This is a genomic window from Collimonas sp. (assembly GCF_039923675.1).
In the GTDB taxonomy this organism is placed as follows: Bacteria; Pseudomonadota; Gammaproteobacteria; order Burkholderiales; family Burkholderiaceae_D; genus Collimonas.
Window position 1 is genome coordinate 19382 of sequence record NZ_JBDTCG010000019.1, and the last position, 19852, is coordinate 39233.

Below are 19852 nucleotides of genomic sequence, written 5' to 3' on the forward strand. Positions count from 1 at the left end.
TATGTCCAAAAAAATGATTGAAATGATTAACTAGCGGAACGTCAGAATGGCTTGGTGCCAATGATTCCGGCACGTTCCATCTTGCGGTGGCAGGGCGGGTAATCCATCACGGCATAGTGCTGGGTGGCGCTGTTGTCCCAGATGGCGACGCTGCCCGCTTTCCAGCGCCAACGCACCTGATATTCAGGAATATAGGCCTGGGTGATCAGGTAGTTCAGCAACTGGCTGGCGCCTGGCGCCGCATCCTGGCCAAAACGCACGCGCGACGGCGTGTGGTAGTTGGTGAAGTGGGTGGCAAAGGCGTTGACGTAGAGGATTTTTTCGCCAGTGTGTTCGTGGGTGCGCACTACGGGATGCTCGGGGTCCGGGAACTGGGCCTTGAGGGCCAGGCGTTTTTCGATCGGCATGGCGGCGCCGAAACTGGCTTCAATGCTGTGGCGCGCGCGCAGATCTGCAATCTCGGCCTTGATGTGTTCTGGCAACCTCTCATAGGCCAGAACCATGTTCGCCCACATGGTGTCGCCCCCGACGGGCGGGCACTCCACGCAGCGCAGCACGGCGCCGAACTGGGGAGCTTCACGCCAGGTGGTGTCGGAATGCCAGGCGTTTTCGTAGCGGTCCACAGGGCTGTCCGGACTCTTGTAAATCTGGACCAGGCCCGGCGCCTCGGGGTGCGTAGGCACCATGGGATGGTCTTCCAGGTTGCCAAAGCGACGCGCAAAGGCTATGTGTTCGGTACGACTAAAAGTCTGATCCCGCAGGAACAGCACTTTGTGCTTGAACAGAGCGGCCTTGATCTCGGCAAACAGTCCATCGTCACGCGCCGCATCGCCCAGATTAACTCCCACCAACTCGGCGCCAATGGAACAAGTCAATTGTTCTACACGCATATTTGTCTCCTCCGGCAGGGTTAAATGACAAAAATTGATGAGCCGGTGGTCTTGCGCGCTTCCAGATCACGGTGCGCCTGCACGGCGTCTTCCAGCGCATAGCGCTGGTTGATCTCGATCTGGATGCGGCCAGCGGCAATGTGGCCGAATATCTCGCCCGCCAGCTCCGCCTTTTCGGCCGGATCGGCAATATAGTCGGCCAACGCAGGACGGGTGATGTAGAGCGAACCCTTCATGGCCAGCAGCAGCGGATTGAAGGGCGGGATGGGGCCGGAGGCCGTGCCCACGCACACCAGCAGGCCGCGGCGTTTGAGCGAGTCCAGCGAGGCTTCGAAGGTGGTTTTTCCCACGCTGTCAAACACCACGTTCACGCCCACGCCGTTGGTGAGCTCACGCACGCGTTTGGCCACGTCCTCATGGCTGTAGTTGATGGTGTGGTCGCAGCCATGGGCGCGCGCCACGGCGGCCTTTGCTTCGGTAGACACCGTGCCAATCACCGTAATCCCTAGCAGCTTGGCCCACTGCGAGACGATCAGGCCGACACCGCCGGCGGCAGCGTGCAACAGGATGGTGTCACCGGCTTTGAAGTCATGGATGCGGCGCATCAGGTAGGCCGATGTCAGGCCGCGCATGGTCATGGCCGCCGCTGTTTCAAAAGAAATGGCATCAGGCAGCTTGATCAGTGGCCCTGCCGGAACCAGGCGCTCGGTGCTGTAGGCGCCCAGCGTGTTGATGAATCCGGTGTAGGTGACGCGGTCGCCCACGGCCACATTGGTTACGCTATCGCCCAACGCCAGCACCTCGCCGGAGGCCTCCACGCCCATGCCACTGGGCAGGGGGACGGGATAAGTACCATTACGAAAGTAGGTGTCGGCAAAATTCAAGCCCACCGCCGCATGGCGCAGGCGGACCTGTCCCGGGCCGGGGTTGCCCACCTCAACATCTTCGTATCGAAGAACGTCGGGACTGCCGGCTTCATAAAAGCGTACTGCTTTGACCATTTTGTGTCTCCTGCGGGTTGTTTGTTATTTGTTGTTCGGAATGCTTATGCGTGAACTAAATATAGGAGACCCAGATCGCATCCGCTTCACATTTGACGACATACGTCTTTCATTTGACGACAAAATGCTGTTTCGTGGGGCGCATTCCAGAATAAAGTATCACGCCCAAAAGGGCGGGATATAGCGGGGTCGATTCTTTTTTTTGCGCAGAAAGTACCGATTTTGACTAGAGCGCCGCCGTGGGGATGCCCTGAAAATTCATTGATTCCATGGTTCTCTGCTAACCGCGTTGCGCCCTCTGCCAATAGCTCGCTATTGGGCGCACATCACGAATATCTTTGAAATGGGTACAGGTATTAGTGAATAAAAGCCGACTGTCATGAAGTGCGAAGTACGCGTCATGAAATGAAAAGTATTTGTCGTCAAATGAGAAGCGACAGGTTTTTCAATCCGTTAAATTTTGAACCAAGCAATTAACGGCATTAACGCCATTAACAATAAACAGGAGGCAGACCATGGTCAAAGCCATGCGTTTTCATGCAGTCAGAAGTCCCAAGGTTCTACGCTGCATGGGAGTGGCTTCGGCCAGTCGCGACCCGGTAGCGCACGCATGACATCAATAGTGGATATCGACGTCACGTTCGACCTGGTCTGTCCCTGGTGTCTGATCGGCAAGCGCAACCTTGATCGTGCACTGGGATCAGTGCGCCATAGTTATCCGGACATCATGGTGCGGATTAACTGGCATGGGGTGCAACTGCTACCGGACGTGCCGTTAGAAGGGCTGCCTTTTGCAAGCTTCTATGAAAAAAGGCTAGGGAGCAAGGCAGCGGTGCAGATGCGCCAGGCCCAGGTGAGTGATGCAGCGGAGCGCGCCGGACTGACGATCAGGCTCGATCGTATCTCTGTGTTTCCCAACACTGGCAAGGCCCATCGCCTGCTGAAATTCGCCGCAAATAATTGCGATACGACGCAATATGAAGCGTTGCTGGAGCATCTGTTTGCGGCTTATTTTGTTCTCGGTGAAAACATCGGTGATGAAGAAACGCTGATGAAAATTGCGCAAAGCTTCGGTTTGGATCTGGATAAATTGATTGCATGGCAACCTGCAAGCGCGGCGCCAGACGACGGACAGCAAATGCATTCCGGTGTGCCATTTTTTGTTTTCAATCAGCGATACACCTTGGCTGGAGCACAATCGTCGGCGGTCATGTTCTCCTTGATACAGACCCTTATCAAGGAAGAGCTTGGCCATGACACGTCATTCCCAGCGGCCGCGTAAGGTCGATCTGGCGCGAGGCTTTCCACAGGATCTGGCGCCACAGTTTTTTGCGGAGATTACGACCTCCGGCAAGGTATTGAAGTACAAATTGCGTGAGCGGCACCGGGATTGTTTTCTGACGGCGTAAGGGGCCGGAAGAATGAAGTTTTTTTGACGACGAAGCACCCGGACAGGCACAGATCGGTCCGGTTTATAACTATCAGGAGACCAAATGAAGTTGAAATTGATAAGCATGGCGGCAATGATCTTGTGCGCTGGCGCGGTACAGGCGCAAACTTCGGTAACGCTGTACGGCGCGCTCGATACAGGTCTTATGTACCAGAACACCACAGCCGCCAACTTTGGTCAGAAGACGCCGAGCACCGGCAGCACCTTCCGCTACAAGGATGGCGGCATGTACGCCAGTACCTGGGGCATGAAAGGCAGCGAAGACTTGGGTAGTGGTTATCACGCCAACTTCAGGTTGCAGGGAGCGTTCAACAGTGGCACCGGCGCAGTCGGTTTGCCCGATACCACCGGCACCGTCGCGATATTCAATCAGGTCGCCAGCGTTGGCGTGTCCGGACCCTTCGGTTCGGTCGATCTGGGTCGCCAGTATGCGGCGATGGCCTGGGCCATGGTCGACACCGACGTCCGAGGCGCTGAATATTTTGGCAGTGCTTTCACGGCATGGATAGGCATGAACACCGCCGCCGGCTGGCTAGGCAGCAATACCAACGCCGCGGTCGGTGCGGTGTATGACAGCAATGCCATCATCTACAAATCACCGAACTTCGGCGGCGTCACAGTGAGCCTGGAGTTTGCGCCGGGCGAAGTCGCCGGGAACAATACGGCCGGATCGCGCGAATCCCTCGTTTTGCAATACGTCAATGGCGGCTTGCATCTGGCCGGGGTTTACTACAACGCGCACGACACTAATATCACGCCAGCCAGCCCCGCGCCAACAGGCGTCGACAATAACCGCTACACCTATCTGGGTGGGCTCTATGACTTGGGTTCGTGGATCATGTCGGCCGCGTATAGCAACGCTCACACGAAGTCCCTGGCGCCGTATAGTTCCGACATCGATGCGTATTCGGTCGGTCTGGGTTATCACTTTTCACCAGTACTCAAGATCACAAGTGGCGTCTATTACCTGAAGGATAAAGATCATTCGCTCAATAAATCGACCTCCTATGCGCTTGGCGCCGAGTATCAGCTTTCCAAGATGACCACGGTGTACGGCGATGTAGGGCGTGTCGACAACAAGGGGAATATGAACCAGACGATCTCCTACGGTTCGCCGGTAGCGCAAGGAGTGGCAACCAGCGCAGCCATGCTCGGGATACGCCACTCGTTTTGATTCTTGACTGACATCGTTGGCTGACGAGCTTTACGAGGAGCCGGCCGGTGCGTGTTCGGGGACGATGGTGTCCATGTGCAGGAAGCGCTACCGGCCTGTCTGAGTGCTTGTTACAAAATGCGTTTGGCGAGAAATTGCAATAACGTCAGATGCATTTTGCAACAATCTTTTATTTTTTGGAAAAACCAATGAGCTATCAATGGGCAAGGCTTGCCCAAACTGATTTCGGCTGCATGCATTGAAATGTGGAACGCAGCCAACCTGTCCTTTGCATTGTGTCCGATGTTGACCGACGGCGCCATTGAAGCGCTTCTGACCCTGCCGCAAGCGCGGGCGCTTGCGGTTACAATTAAAAATGCTTGCGAGCTTGATTTGTTCGTTCTTTCGGAAGAACACTTCTAATGTACCGGGTCTGCCAATCCGACCATTATAGAATTATTGATTCTCGTGTTTTCAGTCGAGAATTTCAGTCGAGAATTTCAATCGAGAATTTCAGTCGAGAATAAAAGGAGAAAATCATGCAAAGAGAAGTTGTAGTAGTCAGCGGTGTGCGTACCGCCATCGGGGATTTCGGCGGTAGCCTGAAAGATTTTTCACCAACGGAACTTGGCGCAGCTGTCGTGCGCGAGGCGCTCGCCCGTGCACAAGTCTCGGGAGACGAAGTCGGTAACGTCGTGTTCGGCAATGTGATCCAGACCGAACCTAAGGACATGTATCTGGCGCGCGTCGCTGCACTGAACGGCGGTGTCGCCGACCACGCGCCGGCGCTGACGCTCAATCGCCTGTGCGGCTCTGGTTTGCAAGCTATTATCTCGGCCGCACAGAGCATCATGCTGGGTGATGCAGATATCGCCATTGGTGGCGGTGCGGAATCCATGAGCCGTGCGCCGTTCATCTCTTCCGATTTGCGCTTCGGCGCGCGCATGGGAGACTCGCGCATGACCGACATGATGCTCGGCGCCTTGCACGACCCGTTCCATGGGATTCACATGGGCGTTACGGCAGAGAACGTTGCGCAGAAATACAGTATTTCGCGCGAAGAGCAGGATGCCCTTGCGCTCGAATCCCATCGACGCGCAGCGCATGCGATCGAACAAGGCTATTTTTGCGAGCAGATCCTGCCGATCAAGCTGAAATCGAAAAAGGGAGAAATCCTGTTCGACACGGATGAACATGTGCGCAGTCAAGCAAGTCTGGACGATTTCACCAAACTGCGCCCGATATTCGCTAAGGAAAACGGCAGTGTTACGGCGGGCAATGCATCGGGCATCAACGACGCCGCAGCTGCAGTTGTATTGATGGAGCGCGGCGTCGCGGAACAACGCGGCCTGAAACCGCTGGCGCGTCTGGTCTCCTATGCCCATGCGGGCGTCGATCCGAAATACATGGGTATCGGCCCGGTACCCGCAACACGTAAAGCGCTCGAACGTGCCGGGCTCACGGTCGCCGATCTCGATGTCATCGAAGCCAACGAGGCGTTTGCCGCGCAGGCATGCGCTGTCACGAAAGAGTTGAGCCTCGATCCAGGCAGGGTCAATCCGAACGGCTCGGGGATTTCGCTCGGTCACCCGATCGGCGCCACCGGCGCGTTGATTACGGTCAAGGCATTGTACGAACTCCGGCGGGTGGGCGGCCGTTATGCACTGGTGACGATGTGTATCGGTGGCGGCCAGGGCATTGCCGCCATATTCGAGCGCATATAACCGAAGCAACCTGTCGATGGAAGTCAGGCATCGATGCCGGCGCTACGTAACCCGCCGGCACATGTCCTGCTTAAGTCAGATGAGCAACCAGTCGCGCGCCTTCAGCGCGGCGTCGCACGCTTCCCGGTTGGTCGTTCGACGCTTCAGTTTGATACCGGCGGGATCGTTTGGAACTTGCATGGATCCGTTGATTTCAAGCTGAGTAGCGGGTCTGCGTCGGCTACAAGGACGAGTCAATTCCGTGTGCAAATCAACAATAGAATGAAACTGGCGACACGCCGGCAATTCTATGATTTCATGGATACTACTGAACAAGCAGCTCTAATACGCGACAAAAAGCTGCTTGGAGAAAATGTGTAGGCGGGTCGCTCCCCATTTCCAAGGTTATTTGTCCGACTGGCGACCGAGGGCGGTGAGCCGCAAATTGTGTTCATGGGATGAGAGTAATGACGATGAATGTCGATTGGCACCGAGCTTTGATTTCCCCTGCAACCGTAGTTGATGTCGGCTACAAAAATACGCAGAATGTCCGGCGCTTTCTTTCTCTTCAGTGCGGACCTGAGTTCAAGTTCGACAGGGAGTTTATGGCATGGATACGCAATGGAACTGTCAAAAACATGGGTGATGTTGCTGATGAATGGACTCGCCGGCAGAGAAGGGCGCTGAATCAAAGCGATTAGCGTGGCTCGACAATTGATGTCCGGTCAAGCTGCCATAGACCGCATGCATCTTTGATGCATCCCACAGTCACCTTCTCAACGCTTTGTCCGCCTCAACGCTGCCATACAACCGCATTATCAACAGCGTACAGCTTGCAAGTGACTTTGCGTTTCGAGCAGTCTTCGGCGAATTGCACGATGCTCTTGGTGTCTGAAAATGAGCCGTATTTTCCATCGCTCGTGAAGATGAACGTGCGTGGCGCCGCAAGTAGAAGATATTTTTTATAGGCGATCTCCACGCCGCTCTTTTCTGCCGCGGCGACAGGTAGCGCGCCCATGTCGGTGATTGCGGCATATCCACTTCCGATCACATTGCCATCTGCGGTGAATTTAACGCCGAAGGTTTGTAGTTCGGCCATCCATTCTGAGATTTCCTTGGCGTAGCGGCCAGGCAGTTGGGTGACCCACTCCGCCGGATATGAAAAGGCGAAATTCTCGGTTTGGCTGGCAACTGACTTGATGACTCCGATAAGTCTGCCATTGTCGTCAAAAAGGCCTCCTCCACTTGATCCTGCCGATACCGGAGTAGACGATTGAATGATCGGTAATTCGCTACCAGGTTCTACTCTCAAGGCGGAGATGAGTCCGTCTGTCAATGAGAGCTCCAAGCCGCGAGGGCTGGATACTGCAAAGACTTGTTGTCCGACTCGAAGCGTATTGACCGGCGCGATGACAATCGGGGATACGGGCACGGGACTGGTCGTTCGGAGAAGGCACAGATCGCGGGTGCGATCGGGGTCATGAAGCACTTGATCGACGTTTATATTTGTGCTGCCATTTGATAGGACAATCTTTTCTGTCTTGTCCACAACATGGCATGCCGTAATAAATTGAGACGGCGCGATCAAGACCGCGCTTCCGATCCGCGTTCCATGCTCAGCTGAACTATCGGCTTTTACCATCCACACTCTGGGAGACACTTGGGAAAATACTTTTTCCGGGGTCGTGGCCGGTGGAGAGTCGGCAAAGGCCGCTGGCAATGGATACACGCCGGCCAAAAGAGCGGCCGTCGCATAAATGGCCGACCGCCGAAGAGTGTCGCGAGTACTAGGCATGATTTATCCTTGGATGCCGCTTGCCGGCTAAGCGGTCGATAGTTGTTTGGATCAGTCCTGCTATCTGTTGGCAGATTGCGGTTTTTGACAGTCTTTGCATCGTACCTCAAGCATGCGTGATCACTTCGGCAACTTGAGTATAGAGGGCTGATACCGGCTTGGACGTGCGCCAACGAACAGAGCTTCCGCTTTAACAATCCCTGAGGTAGGCAGGCGAGCGGAGCAACAATGCCGCTACCAGCCGGTAGCGGGGACTTTCGTATCGGACGGTGAAACTTGTTTCGCAGCGTTTGTTGTTTCTGGCATAATTGTATGGCGTCAACTTCCGGGGGGAGGGCAATGGACCAAATCCAGCGCGAGACAGTCAGCAGCATTGATCGCATGTTGTTGGCGAACGTCTTGGCAATACTGACACATCAGGTCGGGAGCGGAGTAACATCCTTGCAAGTTGCGCGCAGTATTTACCTGTCGATTGCTGCCGATTTGCATATCAGCCTCTCGACGGAAGAATTGGGCAACATCGACGATCAGTTCAAGGTGGCTGAAAAATCGTATCTGGCCCTGCGCCGATAGACGCGAATCAGCATTCTGAAATAATGCCATCACATCCTTTTACGCTCAGGCTGGCTTAACGAACTGGCAGACTGGCGCTTATCCATCCATTGGGAATCAAATGACGAAACAACGCATCAGTTCAGGCTCTACCTTCGAGGAGCAAATCGGTTACTCACGTGCGGTAGTCTCCGGCAACTGGGTTTTTGTTTCGGGCACAACGGGTTTCGACTACGCGTCGATGACTATTTCGGACGATCTGGTCGAGCAAACCGAGCAATGTTTGAAAAATATCGAGTCCGCGTTGCATCAGGCTGGCTCCGGCATGCAGGATGTGGTTCGCGTCACGTATGTCCTGCCCGATGGCGCTCAGTTTGAGCAATGCTGGCCTGTCTTGAGAAAATACTTCGGCAACGTGCGCCCAGCCGCCATGATGATCTCGGCGGGCTTGGCGGATCCGCGCATGAAGATCGAGATTGAAGTCACGGCTCTGAAGGATTCTTGATGTTTTTCAATTCAAGGCCGATTTGACGAACCGGCCTGCCGCTCGGCGCCGAAGTGCGGATATCACAGCAATAGCCGCGCGCTTCCGTGGGATTGCCTGGTTTTGTCTTTGCACAACGCTGCCGCGCGCGGTGAATATTGCGCCTTTGATCGCATGAGGCATCGGCTGTGGGTGATCAAGGGCGTGCGCTAGCGTACATACAGCGGCAATGCCCTACGGTAGATTGGAAGCTCCAATCGGAGGTCATCATGTCAATTCGCCAGATTCATTTATTTCCAGCATCCGGTATCTTCAGTCGCAAGGGCGCTTGCTTGTCGGCGCTGGCGTTGTTCGCCTTGAGTATGTCGTTTTCCGCCGCGGCGGCAGGCGGCACAAGCGATTCGGCCGGTGCAAATGCACGTTATCAGGCAGACCGCGCCGCTTGCAACAATGGCCAGTCGAACCAAGACCGTGCGACATGCCTGAAAGAGGCTGGAGCCGCGTTGCAGGAGTCCAGGATGGGACACTTGAAGGACGACAGGGCGACAGACAAGGCAAATGCCTTGTTGCGTTGCAATGCCTTGCCGCCGGACGACCGGGATGCATGCCAGCGCCGCATGAGCGGTGAGGGCGTCACCAGCGGCAGCGCGCTTGAAGGCGGCATCAGTCGAGAACTCACCGTACCGGACAAACGATAGAATTTGTCAGAGGTAAGGAATTGCATTCGATAGCAACTCAGGGGCCGTGGTATTTCCACGGACATCTTGCTTGCGGTGTATCTCTCAGCTTAGACAACCAAGCAAAAAATCCTTGCTCCCCTACGCTACTCCTCTTGTTGAAAATCGGAAAAACAAATCCTCTCTAGATAATTCGGGGATAATTGTATTGATTTTTACTTGAACAAAGGAATTGCCATGACCGAAGCGAGGAGCTTTCCGTATCGGGGCCATGCCGTATTTCCCCAGCTGAAAAAGCAGGACAGCGGCAAATATTCCGCATGCTTTACGATACACGCAGGCAAAGACGCGACAGGCGAAGTTCGCTACGTGCGGACGATGCCGACCGGCGAATTCGATACCGAAGATGAGGCGCTTGCTTACATTCTCGATTTTTCCGGCGACTGGATTGATCAAAATCCTCTTTGATGCAAGGACTTTGAAAGCCGGACTTCCAGCCCTTGGTCAGGTTGCCCGTTCTTCAAGCCCGATGCAGCCGTCCTCGTCAACGTTGGCAGACATCGTTTCGTAATTCTTGATCGATGCGTGACGGGTCGCCATCGGATGGGCGTGGGTTGACGTCACCACGACCACTGTTGCGCCCGCTGCCTCGCCGGCGGCGATGCCGACCGGAGCGTCTTCAAATATCAGGCAATCGCTTACGCCGACTCCCAGCTTGCTGGCCGCCAGCAGATAGCAATCAGGATTCGGTTTGCCGGCCGAGACATCCTCGGCCGTCACCATGACATCCGGAACCGGGATGCCCGCCGCTTTCATGCGCTCGATCGCCAGGGCTTTGGGCGCCGAAGTCACTACGGCCCACTTGGCCGCTGGCAGCGATCTTAGAAAAATTGCCGCACCGGGAATTTCGATAATGCCCTCGACATCGGAAATTTCCGCCTGGGTTATCCCCGAGGCTTCAGTTTCCGGATCGACGCCGGGAAGCGCCAGGCGGGCAACCGTATCCACCGCGCGAGCGCCGTGGATGGTCGGCAGAAAGGCCGCGACATCGAGTCCATGGCGATGTGCCCACTTACCCCAGATGCGCTCTGCGGCGGCGATCGAATTGAGGATGGTCCCGTCCATGTCGAACAGGAATGCACTGTAGCGACCATTGAGCGCCGATGAACCACGATCACACATATTCCATTTCCTTCAAGCGCGAATTAGGGCTGCTTATTATCTCCGATCTCAATGAAACAAGCGCGGCAGGTGCCCTGGTTGGGGAGAAAGTTGACAGCTTGCGAAATTTTGTGCCACCATCGACGCATGGAAAATCTTAACTCCCGGCTCACTAGGCGCCATCATCAACGGCTACCTTTGCGCCGGGATTTGTTTCGTCCATAGTCACTTCTTGCAGACAGCATGCCAAGAGTGAAAAAAAACAGATCAAAGGCGCCATCGGCGCCTTTTTTATTGTCTGTTCAAAATCAACCAAGGAAAACATCATGACCATGATTCGCGGAACCAGATTTATTGTCGGACCGGAAGCCGTCAGCCTGCGTGCCATTGAAACACGTTTCCGGGGCTTTCTTCATTGAAGCTTGCGCGCAGGAAGTCATCGTCCCCGCACTGTGGGGACAAGATACATTTACAGATAAAGCCGGGGGCAGCGAGGTTCTCGGGCAGATGTGGGCGTTCAACGACAAGAAAGGCCGGCCTTGTTGCCTGATTCCGGAAGCCACGGCGCTGTTCCAGGAGCGCGCAGCGGAGTTGCTGGGAAAACGAAATGAGGCGACCTATTTTTACGTTGCCAGATGCTATAGATACGAACGGCCGCAAGCGGGCCGTTATCGCGAATTCACACAGCTTGGCTTCGAGATCCTGACGGGACAGCCGGAGCGTGGCCTCGAAGCGAGCTGCAATCTGTGTGCCGGCTTCCTTAATTCCTTAGGATTGGAGTACGAGATCGACATGACAGCGAAGCGCGGTTTGACCTACTACTTGCAGGGCCAGGGTTTTGAAATACGTTGCCCGGAACTGGGCGCTCAAAAGCAGGTTGTCGGCGGTGGCGCATATCGCGAAGGCGCGGGTTTCGGCATAGGTCTTGAGCGGCTGTATCTTGCGTTGCAAGCACAGGGCAAGTTGCCATGATCAAGTTGGTTGCCGGCGCTATTCGTCAAGTTTGATCGTCAAGTTTGATTGTCAAGCTTGATGCATGCCGGTTGCGCCGGCATGAAACGCGGATTGACGCTCACAACCTGCACCGGCTTGCCTGCCAACGCATTCAGGGCCTGCTTCAATTGCCAATCCTTATCGCTGGCGAACTCCTTTTGCGGCAATGTCGTGCTTCTGGAGATGTCCAGTTTGGCGAGCGCGCGCCGGTCGCGCAAGCGCTGGCGTTCCTTGCGTACATCGGCGAACGGATCGGGGGCCGATTTGCTGGCATAAGCGGCGCGCGGAATGTCGACTTCGCGGTAGCCGAGCTGGACGCCGTCCATGTCGGCATCCTTGCGAGGCGCCACGATCCAGTCCGGCACCACACCGTAACCTTCCATCGGGCAGCCGTTTGGCCGCAGGTTGCGCGCATTGGTCAAGACCAGATAGGTACCGTCGCGCGTGCCCATGCCGTTTTGCGCCATGCCTTTGCCGTAGGTCGGCGTCCCCAGCAGTTTGGCGCGGCCAAGGTCTTTCAGGGCGGCGGCAGTGGCTTCTGCGGCGGAGGCGCTCTGGTCGTCGACCAGCACGATCAGCGGCACATTCAGCCACCAGTCGTCGGCTTGCAATGGCGCCAGCGGGTCTTGGTCCTTCATGACCGGTAAATTGTAATCCGGCCAGTTGGTGCTGATGCGGTGCTGGGTTTTGTCGTCGCGCTGCAGCGTCACCATCGCGGTCTTGTTGCGGCCGCTGAAGAGTGCCGTGATGCCGATGGCGGCGTTCAGCGCACCGCCGCCGTTGATGCGCAGATCGAGAATCACCCCCTTGATTGGTGGTCCCTTTTTACGTTCCGCCTGCACCGCATCGATATAGTCGCCAATCGCGGGCTCGGGAAAACTGGCCATCCGCGTGTAGAGCACATCGCCAGCGAGCCGCTTGGCGGTTGCCGGGCGCGGCTTGATGATTGCGCGCACCAGCGTGAATTGTAGCCGCTGCCGCTTGGCGCCGCGCAGCAGCGTCAGCTTGAGCGGCGCGCCAATTTCGCCGCCGGCGTATTTGGTAACATCCGCATTGCCGCCACCCACCAGGCTGTTGTCGTCCATCGCCACCACGAGGTCGCCGGTGAGCACGCCAGCTAGTGCTGCGGGTGCTTCTGGTACGACGTCGATGATATGCAAGCCGTCGGGCTGGGTTTCAAAGATGATGCCGATGCCGGGTGCGCCGTTGCGAGTACGTTCGTCTTTCTTTACCTGTTCCAGCTGTTCCTCTGCAGTCAAGAACCTGGCGTAGGGTAGCGTCTTGACGCCAAGACGGATGGTTTCATCGAGAAAGGCCGGGACGTCGATTTCTGTCAGGTGCTCTTTCTTGAGGACTTCCACCACCGACTTCAGCTGGCAGATCTGGGGTTCCCAGTCTGGCGGGCAGGGTGAGGTCTCCGCGGCGCGCGCTGGTACAGAACATGCCAGAGCGGCGAGCAAAACTGCCACCGTGGCCCAATGGCGGCTTGGTGATTTTGTTGTGTCGTTGTAGCGCATCTCGCGGCTTTTCCGAGGTGTGGATTGGTGCCTCATTCTAACTTTTTTCCGAGACCTGGACCGCTTCCGGATTTAACGCCGCCCGCAAGCGCGGCAGGCTTTCAGGATACTGCCGGGATATGAAGCCGATCATGGCTTCGCGGATCGCACAGCGCAGGTCGAAGGCGGTGCCGGAATCCTTGGCGCTGACCAGCAGGCGCAATTGCATGGCGCGGTCGTTGGCGTCCGTCACGTGCAGTACACAGACGCGGCCATCCCATAAAGCCGAGCCTTTGCATATGCGCTCGAATTCAGCGCGTATGGCCGGTACCGGGACGGCGAAATCGAGCCACAGGAAAACCGTGCCGAGGATGGTGGAGGAGGTATGAGTCCAGTTTTCGAAGGGGTTCTCGATGAACCATTGCAAGGGCACGATCAAACGTCTTTCATCCCAGATCCGCACCACCACGAAGGTGCCGGTGATTTCTTCGACACGGCCCCATTCGCCCTGGACGATCAGTACATCGTCGATGCGGATCGGTTGCGAAAACGCGATCTGCATGCCGGCGATGAAATTGCCCAGCACCGGCCGTGCGGCGATACCGGCGACCAGTCCGGCGACGCCGGCCGAGGCCAGCAGGCTGGCGCCGAACTGGCGCGCGCCTGGCAGCGTCAGCAAGACAAACGCCAGGCCGAGCAACCCGGCGATGAAATAGGCGCTGCGCGTCAGCACCCGGGTCTGGGTCAGGATGCGACGTGCTTTCAGGTTGTCGGCAAGGGTGGAGGGATTGAGCTGGATCACGGTGGCGCTTAATGCTCTGATACACCGCATCACCAACCAGGTCAGGGCGATAATCAGCACCACGGAACTCAAATAGGACATGGATGCGAGCCAGGGCGTATCGTCCGGCGCGCCGGTCAGCACCAGGCGCACCGCAAACAAGATCAGGCACGCTCGGCTGGCGCCATAGGCGATAACGCTGAGATTGGCGACAAACGGCCGGTTGCCGCTTAAACGTCGCAGCAGCATGATGCCGGTGTGATGCAGCACGCCAGCCAGTAGTGCCGCCAATAGCGCCGCTCCGAGAACGTACAGTCCTGAGCGCAGATATTCCAGGTCTGGGAAAATGGATAGATTCATGCAAGCGGCTCCTGTTATTGGGGAAGGGCGCGGCGTTGTGCGCTCTGTGATGAAGTGCCTTGTAAATATCGACAACTATCAGATGCCCTGATTCGAAAATAAAAATCTGTGTAGATTTCTACACTCTTGGCGAGAGCGGAGCCTGGATCTTGTTGGGTGTGAGGTCTATTCCGAAAAACCGAGCGCGTGCGATCTGATAAGGATGAAGGCAGGGATTTGCCATGCAAGGCAAGACCTCTCGTGCTTGCAAGAGAGGCTTTAATACAGGCTGGCTTGCACCCGCGCCGGCAATTCACGGTCATAGGTGTCGGCGTCAAAGCCGCCCTTGCTGAGGCGCTTGAGCATGGCGCCGGGGCTGGGGAGGCTGGCGCGTTCGACGTGCTGCTCGGGATCCCACAGTTTCGAGCGCGCCAGCGCTTTTGAACAGTGGAAGTAAACGGCGTCTATTTTTACGATAATCACCGTACGCGGCAGCTTGCCGTCGATGGCGAATTTTTCAAGCATGCCAGGCTCGGCGCAAATCTCGGCGCGGCCGTTGACGCGCAAGGTTTCGCCGACGCCGGGCACGATAAACAGCAACCCGATGTGGGCGTTGGTCAAGATATTGCGCAAAGTGTCGATACGGTTATTGCCCGGCCGGTCGGGGATGGCCAGCGTGCGTTCATCGAGGATTTTGACGAAGCCAGGCACATCCCCCTTCGGCGAGCAATCCATGCCTTCCGGGCCGGAGGAAGCGAACACCACGAACGGCGAGGCGTTGACGAAGGTTTGATAATCCTGGCTCAGGTGGTCGATTTCCTTCCACAATGAACGCTCGTGGGGGTTGCCGTAAATTTCCTCTAACTGCGCGGTATCTGTCAACATTGCGGCCTCGGACAGTGGATTTGTGGCAATTCTACCGGAAATTTCGTGGAACTCCGCCGCGCCAGGTGGCCTGGCCGCACACGCTCACCGCTAAGCGATAGACACAATGCGAATCCCGCCGGTACACTATATTGATATTAGACGATTCAACGCTCGACAGCATTTACCTCACGGGACACGGCTGGATCGGGCAAAACGGCGTGAACTACGGCAGGGATACAAGGGGATACCATGCGTCGTTTAGCGGTTGTGCTTTTATCAAATCTTGCGGCAAGCATGGCGCTGGCGGCACCCGCGCCAACGCCGCCGGCGAGCGAAACCGTGCAACAGGCGCTGCTTGACCAGGATATTCCGCCACTGCTCGCAGACAACGCGATTCCCAGCGTTTCCATCGCCCAGATCCGCAGCGGCAAGGTGGTCCTGGTGGCCGCTTACGGCGAGCAAAGTGATGGCGTGCTGGCGACGCCTGCCACGCTTTACAACGCGGCGTCGCTGACCAAGCCGCTGACCGCCGAAGTCATCCTGCGGTTGGCGTCGAAGGGCGAAATCTCGCTGGATGAGCCGATGGACAGCTATTGGCTGGATCCGGATATCGCGGCCGACCCGCGGCACGCGTTGCTGACCCCGCGCCTGGCCCTCAGTCATCGTACCGGCTTTCCCAACTGGCGCGACAGCAAGGAAGGCCTCAAGATCCTGCGCGAACCCGGCGTCAAGTGGGGCTACTCCGGCGAGGGTTATCAGTACGTCGCGCACTTCGCGAAGAACAAGACCGGCAAGGATTTCCAAGACCTGGCGCAGATTTATCTGTTCAAGCCGATGGCCATGACTGAGACTTCCTACACTGGTCAAGACTGGTTCGAGGGCCGAATCGCGGTACCGACCAATGCCGCTGGCAAGGCCTTGGAGCCCCAGGTCTCAAGCCGTTTCAACGCTGCCGATCTGCTCTACACCACTGCGTATGATTACGGCTTGTTCATGGTCGGGATGCTAAGCGACCAAGGCTTGAGCCCTGCCATCGCGCGTGAGCGCGGAAAAATCCAGGTCAGCATGATGGATGAAATGTGCCAGGGCAAGCTGGCGGATAGCTGTCCGCCCAACGCCGGTTTCGGGCTCGGCTGGCAGATACTGGCGTTCAAGGACGAAACGTTGCTGATGCACACCGGTAAGGATGAAGGTGTGTTCACTTTCGCCTACCTGAACCGGACAACCCGCGATGGCGCCGTGATACTCACCAATAGCGATAACGGCTACAAGATCATCCGGCCTGTATTGGAGCGACTTAACAGCAGCCAGGCGTTCCTGCGTTTCCTGGGCGGGCAAATGCAGTAGGCTATCTGGATGGCTGGAGTATTCCTGCCCGTAAAATCACGATCACTATTTGACTATTTGCAAAGGAGCTTTGCTGATAATTTCCGCATTCTTTCTGCACCGCGCCGGCGCCATGGCGTCGCTAGCCGTACTCTCATGTCTAGCGGTGGCGGCTGCGCCGGCATCGGCGAGCGATGATGGCGGGGCGCTGACGCAAACCATACAGCGCTGGATGCACAGGTGTTTGATGCCTATAACCGCTGCGACATGGAGGCTTTCAGCAGCTATTTCATTCCCAAGGTGGAGTTCTATCATGACCACGGCGGCGTGACCTGGGACCGCGATGCCGTGGTGGCAAATACTCGCAAATACATTTGCGGCAAAGTGCGGCGCGAATTGCTGCCGACTTCCCTCAAGGTCTATCCGATCAAGGATTACGGTGCGATCGAAGAGGGTGAGCATCGTTTCTGCCAGGTCGACAGCGGCAAATGTGAAGGCATCGCCAAGTTCCTGATGATCTGGGAACTCCAGGATGGCAAATGGCAGATGACGCGCGTCGTCAGCTACGGGCACCGGTCTTTGGCGCCGGGTGAAAGCGTGCCGGCGCGTTGAGTGGTGCTGGCATGTGCAAAAAAATCTTGATTATGGAAACGAATGCTTCCATAATCAACGCATGAAAGCCGCAGACTCTTTATCGCCTGTCAGATTGTCAACGATGCGTGGGCGTCCGCGCGAGTTCGACATGGACGAGACGCTGGACAAAGCGATCCCTGTGTTCTGTAGCCGTGGTTTCCATGGCACCTCGATCAATGATCTGGCCGAAGGCATGCAATTGACGGTGGGGAGCATCTACAAGGCTTTCAAGGACAAGCGCGCAGTTTTCCTGGCGGTGCTGGATCGCCAGTCTTCGCAACGCAGCGTCCAGTTGGACCGGGTGCTGGCGACGGCGCATTCGGGACGCGACAAGATACAGGCGGCGCTCATGTTCTACGCCGAACTGTCGCACGGCAGCAGAGGCAAGGAGGGCTGTCTGGTCGTCAGTACGGCGGTAGAGCTGGCGGCGCATGATGTGGAGATCGGCGCTCGCGCCACTGCTGCATTTCAAGGCCGTGAAGCCTTGATGACCGGGCTGATACGGCAAGGTAAAGACGATGGCTCGATTGCGTTGCATATCGATAGTGCGGGCACCGCCCGGCTGCTGTTATGTCTGCTGCAGGGGCTGCGTGTGGTTGGCAAGACCGGCAAGACGCGCAAGGAAATGCTGGCGGTGGTCGAGGCGGCGATGAGGGTTTTGGTGTAATTTTTTTCCTGATTAGTTACCTATCTCAGATGCCATATTTTTAGCACAAAACTATCTTCCGAGTCATTCCCGCGAACACGGGAATCCATGTTGAATCAAGTACTTAAGTTGGATCCCCGCGTTCGCGGGGATGACGCTTTATCAGCAAATGACCGCTTTTCACGGTCAATCTGAGATACGTAACTAATCAGGATTTTTTGTCTATTTAGGAAATGATCATTTCCATTATAAGGGGAGTAATATGAATTTAACTGCGAGCACCACCAATGCGCCTGCCGGCGAAGCGACGGTTTCGCCGTGGATAACCTTGCTGCTGGCCACGGCCTGCGGCTTGATCGCCGCCAATATCTATTACGCCCAGCCGCTGGCTGGCCTGATCGGCGCTGCACTCGGCTTGCCGCCGTCAGCCGCAGGGTTGATCGTGACCTTGACGCAGGTCGGCTATGGCGCCGGATTGCTGCTGATTACCCCGCTCGGCGATCTTTTCGAGAACCGCAAGCTGGTGCTGGTGTTGATCGGGCTTGCCACGCTGGCTTTGCTGGGAGCAGGGCTGGCGTCTCATCCGGCGCAGTTCCTGATCGCCGCCTTGTTCATCGGCCTTGGTTCGGTGGCGGTACAGGTGCTGGTGCCGTACGCGTCGCACATGGCGCCGGAAGCGGTGCGCGGACGGATGGTGGGTAATGTCATGAGCGGGCTGATGCTGGGCATCATGCTGGCGCGGCCTGCATCCAGTTTTATCACGCAAATATCCTCGTGGCATGCCGTGTTTTTCCTGTCCGCCGGCTTGATGGTGCTGCTGGCGCTCCTCCTGCGACGCGCGTTGCCACAGCGCGTACCGCAAGCGAAGCTGCCTTATGGCGCCTTGCTGGCGTCGATGTGGCAGTTGGTGCTGCGTACGCCGGTGCTTCGCCGGCGCGCGCTTTATCATGCCTTCCTGTTTGCCGCATTCAGCCTGTTCTGGACCACTACGCCGCTACTACTGGCAGGGCCGGCCTTTCATCTGTCGCAAGGCGGGATCGCCTTGTTTGCGCTGGCGGGCGTCGCCGGCGCTATCGCTGCACCGATCGCCGGCAGGGTCGCCGACCATGGCTGGAGCCGCCCGGCCACCGGCCTGGCGATGCTGGCGGTGGCTGTGGCTTTCCTGATGACGCACATCGGCCATCAAGGCTCGGAGCTATCCCTGGGATTGCTGGTAGCTGCAGCGATCTTGCTGGATTTCGGCGTCGCCGCCAATATGACGATCGGCCAGCGCGCGATCTTCATGCACGGCGCGGAATTCCGCGCACGCCTGAACGGCCTTTACATGACCACCTTTTTTGCCGGCGGCGCTATCGGCTCTGCGGTCGGCGGCTGGGCCTACGCCCAAGGAGGCTGGGAACTGACATCCCGGGTTGGCTTTGCGCTACCCGTCCTTGCGCTGTTTTACTACGCCACGGAGTTTCGTTCGAGGGGAACGAGGGAGCTGGAGGCAGCTGCGGGAAACAGCTAAAACAGCAGCAATGAAGCTTGGGCCTGGGCATGAATCCAGGCGCATGCATCTTGTACGTGAGGATCGGCTTCCCTGGTTTCCGGATACACCAGGTAGAAGGCATAGGTGTTGAGTACCGGGCCGAACGGTTGCAGCAACACGCCGCTGCGCAATTCCGGCTCGATCAGGGAGGTGCTTAATAAAGCCACGCCTTGTCCCGCAATCGCAGCGGAGATGGCATGGCTTTCATCCGAAAACACCGTGCCGGCGCGGCAATCCAGTTCGACGAAAGCGGCGCGCTGCGCCCATGTGCGCCAGGTTGATGGCTTGCGCAGCGTGCTTTGCCATTCGCAATGAAGCAGGTTTTGCTTGAGCAGGTCCTAGGGCTTTTTCACTTTCAGCAACGGGCTGCACAC

23 protein-coding genes are annotated in these 19852 nt (G+C 56.9%); 14 read left to right on the forward strand and 9 right to left on the reverse strand.

Annotation, left to right across the window (positions count from 1 at the left end):
* Positions 1 to 41 precede the first annotated feature (41 nt).
* Positions 42 to 890 carry a TauD/TfdA family dioxygenase gene (locus ABI171_RS05110; protein ID WP_348091532.1) on the reverse strand — a complete coding sequence of 283 codons (849 nt, stop codon included), beginning with the start codon at positions 888 to 890 and terminating at the stop codon, positions 42 to 44.
* 20 nt (positions 891 to 910) lie between these two features.
* Positions 911 to 1891: a quinone oxidoreductase gene (locus tag ABI171_RS05115; protein WP_348091533.1), complete on the reverse strand. Its 981-nt coding sequence runs from the start codon at positions 1889 to 1891 to the stop codon at positions 911 to 913.
* 610 nt (positions 1892 to 2501) lie between these two features.
* On the opposite strand from ABI171_RS05115, the gene ABI171_RS05120 reads away from it, so the two are divergent.
* The 5 genes from ABI171_RS05120 (at position 2502) to ABI171_RS05140 (ending at position 6898) form a co-directional block, all read left to right on the forward strand.
* Complete coding sequence (locus ABI171_RS05120; protein ID WP_348099222.1) at positions 2502 to 3173, forward strand: DsbA family oxidoreductase; 672 nt, start codon at positions 2502 to 2504, stop codon at positions 3171 to 3173.
* A gap of 211 nt (positions 3174 to 3384) precedes the next feature.
* Positions 3385 to 4515, forward strand: a complete 1131-nt coding sequence (locus tag ABI171_RS05125) for a porin (RefSeq protein ID WP_348091535.1) — start codon at positions 3385 to 3387, stop codon at positions 4513 to 4515.
* Between the two features lie 210 nt (positions 4516 to 4725).
* Positions 4726 to 4917, forward strand: coding sequence for a hypothetical protein (locus ABI171_RS05130; protein ID WP_348091536.1), 192 nt, complete (start codon positions 4726 to 4728; stop codon positions 4915 to 4917).
* A 116-nt stretch (positions 4918 to 5033) separates the two neighbouring features.
* Positions 5034 to 6218, forward strand: a complete 1185-nt coding sequence (bktB, locus tag ABI171_RS05135) for a beta-ketothiolase BktB (protein ID WP_348091537.1) — start codon at positions 5034 to 5036, stop codon at positions 6216 to 6218.
* A gap of 446 nt (positions 6219 to 6664) precedes the next feature.
* On the forward strand, positions 6665 to 6898 hold the full coding sequence (locus tag ABI171_RS05140) for a DUF6434 domain-containing protein (RefSeq protein WP_348091538.1): 234 nt from the start codon (positions 6665 to 6667) through the stop codon (positions 6896 to 6898).
* A gap of 92 nt (positions 6899 to 6990) precedes the next feature.
* On the opposite strand, the gene ABI171_RS05145 is transcribed toward ABI171_RS05140, so the two are convergent.
* Positions 6991 to 7992 (reverse strand): serine protease, encoded by a 1002-nt coding sequence (locus tag ABI171_RS05145; protein ID WP_348091539.1) that lies wholly within the window; start codon positions 7990 to 7992, stop codon positions 6991 to 6993.
* A 339-nt stretch (positions 7993 to 8331) separates the two neighbouring features.
* On the opposite strand from ABI171_RS05145, the gene ABI171_RS05150 reads away from it, so the two are divergent.
* The 4 genes from ABI171_RS05150 (at position 8332) to ABI171_RS05165 (ending at position 10173) form a co-directional block, all read left to right on the forward strand.
* The gene (locus ABI171_RS05150; RefSeq protein ID WP_348091540.1) at positions 8332 to 8565 is read left to right on the forward strand and encodes a hypothetical protein; all 234 of its coding nucleotides are present in this window, start codon (positions 8332 to 8334) and stop codon (positions 8563 to 8565) included.
* Between the two features lie 100 nt (positions 8566 to 8665).
* Positions 8666 to 9049 (forward strand): RidA family protein, encoded by a 384-nt coding sequence (locus ABI171_RS05155; RefSeq protein ID WP_348091541.1) that lies wholly within the window; start codon positions 8666 to 8668, stop codon positions 9047 to 9049.
* Between the two features lie 248 nt (positions 9050 to 9297).
* Entirely contained in the window at positions 9298 to 9726 is a 429-nt protein-coding gene (locus tag ABI171_RS05160) for a hypothetical protein (RefSeq protein WP_348091542.1), read from the forward strand.
* Positions 9727 to 9942: 216 nt separating this feature from the next.
* Positions 9943 to 10173 (forward strand): hypothetical protein, encoded by a 231-nt coding sequence (locus ABI171_RS05165; protein ID WP_348091543.1) that lies wholly within the window; start codon positions 9943 to 9945, stop codon positions 10171 to 10173.
* Positions 10174 to 10209: 36 nt separating this feature from the next.
* Here ABI171_RS05165 and ABI171_RS05170 read toward each other — a convergent pair whose 3' ends face one another.
* Both ABI171_RS05170 and ABI171_RS05175 read right to left on the reverse strand, forming a co-directional pair.
* Positions 10210 to 10887 carry an HAD-IA family hydrolase gene (locus tag ABI171_RS05170; protein ID WP_348091544.1) on the reverse strand — a complete coding sequence of 226 codons (678 nt, stop codon included), beginning with the start codon at positions 10885 to 10887 and terminating at the stop codon, positions 10210 to 10212.
* A gap of 151 nt (positions 10888 to 11038) precedes the next feature.
* Positions 11039 to 11254, reverse strand: coding sequence for a hypothetical protein (locus ABI171_RS05175; RefSeq protein WP_348091545.1), 216 nt, complete (start codon positions 11252 to 11254; stop codon positions 11039 to 11041).
* On the opposite strand from ABI171_RS05175, the gene ABI171_RS05180 reads away from it, so the two are divergent.
* Positions 11248 to 11838, forward strand: coding sequence for an ATP phosphoribosyltransferase regulatory subunit (locus tag ABI171_RS05180; protein ID WP_348091546.1), 591 nt, complete (start codon positions 11248 to 11250; stop codon positions 11836 to 11838). The two genes, ABI171_RS05175 and ABI171_RS05180, sit on opposite strands and share 7 nt — an antisense overlap.
* Positions 11839 to 11876: 38 nt before the next feature.
* Here the strand turns inward: ABI171_RS05180 and ABI171_RS05185 are convergent, their stop codons facing one another.
* The 3 genes from ABI171_RS05185 to ABI171_RS05195 all read right to left on the reverse strand — a co-directional run bounded on the left by ABI171_RS05185 (position 11877) and on the right by ABI171_RS05195 (position 15360).
* The gene (locus ABI171_RS05185) at positions 11877 to 13412 is read right to left on the reverse strand and encodes a S41 family peptidase (RefSeq protein ID WP_348099223.1); all 1536 of its coding nucleotides are present in this window, start codon (positions 13410 to 13412) and stop codon (positions 11877 to 11879) included.
* Position 13413: 1 nt separating this feature from the next.
* Positions 13414 to 14496, reverse strand: a complete 1083-nt coding sequence (locus ABI171_RS05190) for a mechanosensitive ion channel domain-containing protein (protein WP_348091548.1) — start codon at positions 14494 to 14496, stop codon at positions 13414 to 13416.
* A 258-nt stretch (positions 14497 to 14754) separates the two neighbouring features.
* Entirely contained in the window at positions 14755 to 15360 is a 606-nt protein-coding gene (locus tag ABI171_RS05195; protein WP_348091549.1) for a pyridoxamine 5'-phosphate oxidase family protein, read from the reverse strand.
* 231 nt (positions 15361 to 15591) lie between these two features.
* Here ABI171_RS05195 and ABI171_RS05200 point away from each other — a divergent pair, with 231 nt between their 5' ends.
* The 4 genes from ABI171_RS05200 (at position 15592) to ABI171_RS05215 (ending at position 19457) form a co-directional block, all read left to right on the forward strand.
* Positions 15592 to 16689, forward strand: a complete 1098-nt coding sequence (locus ABI171_RS05200) for a serine hydrolase domain-containing protein (protein ID WP_348091550.1) — start codon at positions 15592 to 15594, stop codon at positions 16687 to 16689.
* A gap of 219 nt (positions 16690 to 16908) precedes the next feature.
* On the forward strand, positions 16909 to 17280 hold the full coding sequence (locus tag ABI171_RS05205) for a nuclear transport factor 2 family protein (RefSeq protein WP_348091551.1): 372 nt from the start codon (positions 16909 to 16911) through the stop codon (positions 17278 to 17280).
* Positions 17281 to 17383: 103 nt separating this feature from the next.
* Entirely contained in the window at positions 17384 to 17968 is a 585-nt protein-coding gene (locus ABI171_RS05210; protein WP_348091552.1) for a TetR/AcrR family transcriptional regulator, read from the forward strand.
* A 241-nt stretch (positions 17969 to 18209) separates the two neighbouring features.
* Positions 18210 to 19457 carry an MFS transporter gene (locus tag ABI171_RS05215; protein ID WP_348091553.1) on the forward strand — a complete coding sequence of 416 codons (1248 nt, stop codon included), beginning with the start codon at positions 18210 to 18212 and terminating at the stop codon, positions 19455 to 19457.
* On the opposite strand, the gene ABI171_RS05220 is transcribed toward ABI171_RS05215, so the two are convergent.
* Entirely contained in the window at positions 19454 to 19813 is a 360-nt protein-coding gene (locus tag ABI171_RS05220) for a LysR substrate-binding domain-containing protein (RefSeq protein ID WP_348091675.1), read from the reverse strand. The genes ABI171_RS05215 and ABI171_RS05220 overlap by 4 nt on opposite strands.
* Between the last annotated feature and the right edge of the window lie 39 nt (positions 19814 to 19852).

Excerpts from the sequence above, each read along its gene's own strand:
- ABI171_RS05190 (WP_348091548.1), bottom strand. The coding sequence starts at position 14,496 with ATGAATCTATCCATTTTCCCAGACCTGGAATATCTGCGCTCAGGACTG.
- ABI171_RS05210 (WP_348091552.1), top strand. The coding sequence starts at position 17,384 with ATGCGTGGGCGTCCGCGCGAGTTCGACATGGACGAGACGCTGGACAAA.
- ABI171_RS05185 (WP_348099223.1), bottom strand. The coding sequence starts at position 13,412 with ATGAGGCACCAATCCACACCTCGGAAAAGCCGCGAGATGCGCTACAAC.
- ABI171_RS05195 (WP_348091549.1), bottom strand. The coding sequence starts at position 15,360 with ATGTTGACAGATACCGCGCAGTTAGAGGAAATTTACGGCAACCCCCAC.
- ABI171_RS05160 (WP_348091542.1), top strand. The coding sequence starts at position 9,298 with ATGTCAATTCGCCAGATTCATTTATTTCCAGCATCCGGTATCTTCAGT.
- ABI171_RS05125 (WP_348091535.1), top strand. The coding sequence starts at position 3,385 with ATGAAGTTGAAATTGATAAGCATGGCGGCAATGATCTTGTGCGCTGGC.
- ABI171_RS05200 (WP_348091550.1), top strand. The coding sequence starts at position 15,592 with ATGCGTCGTTTAGCGGTTGTGCTTTTATCAAATCTTGCGGCAAGCATG.
- ABI171_RS05140 (WP_348091538.1), top strand. The coding sequence starts at position 6,665 with ATGACGATGAATGTCGATTGGCACCGAGCTTTGATTTCCCCTGCAACC.
- ABI171_RS05110 (WP_348091532.1), bottom strand. The coding sequence starts at position 890 with ATGCGTGTAGAACAATTGACTTGTTCCATTGGCGCCGAGTTGGTGGGA.
- ABI171_RS05155 (WP_348091541.1), top strand. The coding sequence starts at position 8,666 with ATGACGAAACAACGCATCAGTTCAGGCTCTACCTTCGAGGAGCAAATC.
- ABI171_RS05115 (WP_348091533.1), bottom strand. The coding sequence starts at position 1,891 with ATGGTCAAAGCAGTACGCTTTTATGAAGCCGGCAGTCCCGACGTTCTT.
- ABI171_RS05145 (WP_348091539.1), bottom strand. The coding sequence starts at position 7,992 with ATGCCTAGTACTCGCGACACTCTTCGGCGGTCGGCCATTTATGCGACG.
- ABI171_RS05165 (WP_348091543.1), top strand. The coding sequence starts at position 9,943 with ATGACCGAAGCGAGGAGCTTTCCGTATCGGGGCCATGCCGTATTTCCC.
- ABI171_RS05170 (WP_348091544.1), bottom strand. The coding sequence starts at position 10,887 with ATGTGTGATCGTGGTTCATCGGCGCTCAATGGTCGCTACAGTGCATTC.
- bktB (WP_348091537.1), top strand. The coding sequence starts at position 5,034 with ATGCAAAGAGAAGTTGTAGTAGTCAGCGGTGTGCGTACCGCCATCGGG.
- ABI171_RS05215 (WP_348091553.1), top strand. The coding sequence starts at position 18,210 with ATGAATTTAACTGCGAGCACCACCAATGCGCCTGCCGGCGAAGCGACG.
- ABI171_RS05150 (WP_348091540.1), top strand. The coding sequence starts at position 8,332 with ATGGACCAAATCCAGCGCGAGACAGTCAGCAGCATTGATCGCATGTTG.
- ABI171_RS05120 (WP_348099222.1), top strand. The coding sequence starts at position 2,502 with ATGACATCAATAGTGGATATCGACGTCACGTTCGACCTGGTCTGTCCC.
- ABI171_RS05175 (WP_348091545.1), bottom strand. The coding sequence starts at position 11,254 with ATGGCACGCAGGCTGACGGCTTCCGGTCCGACAATAAATCTGGTTCCG.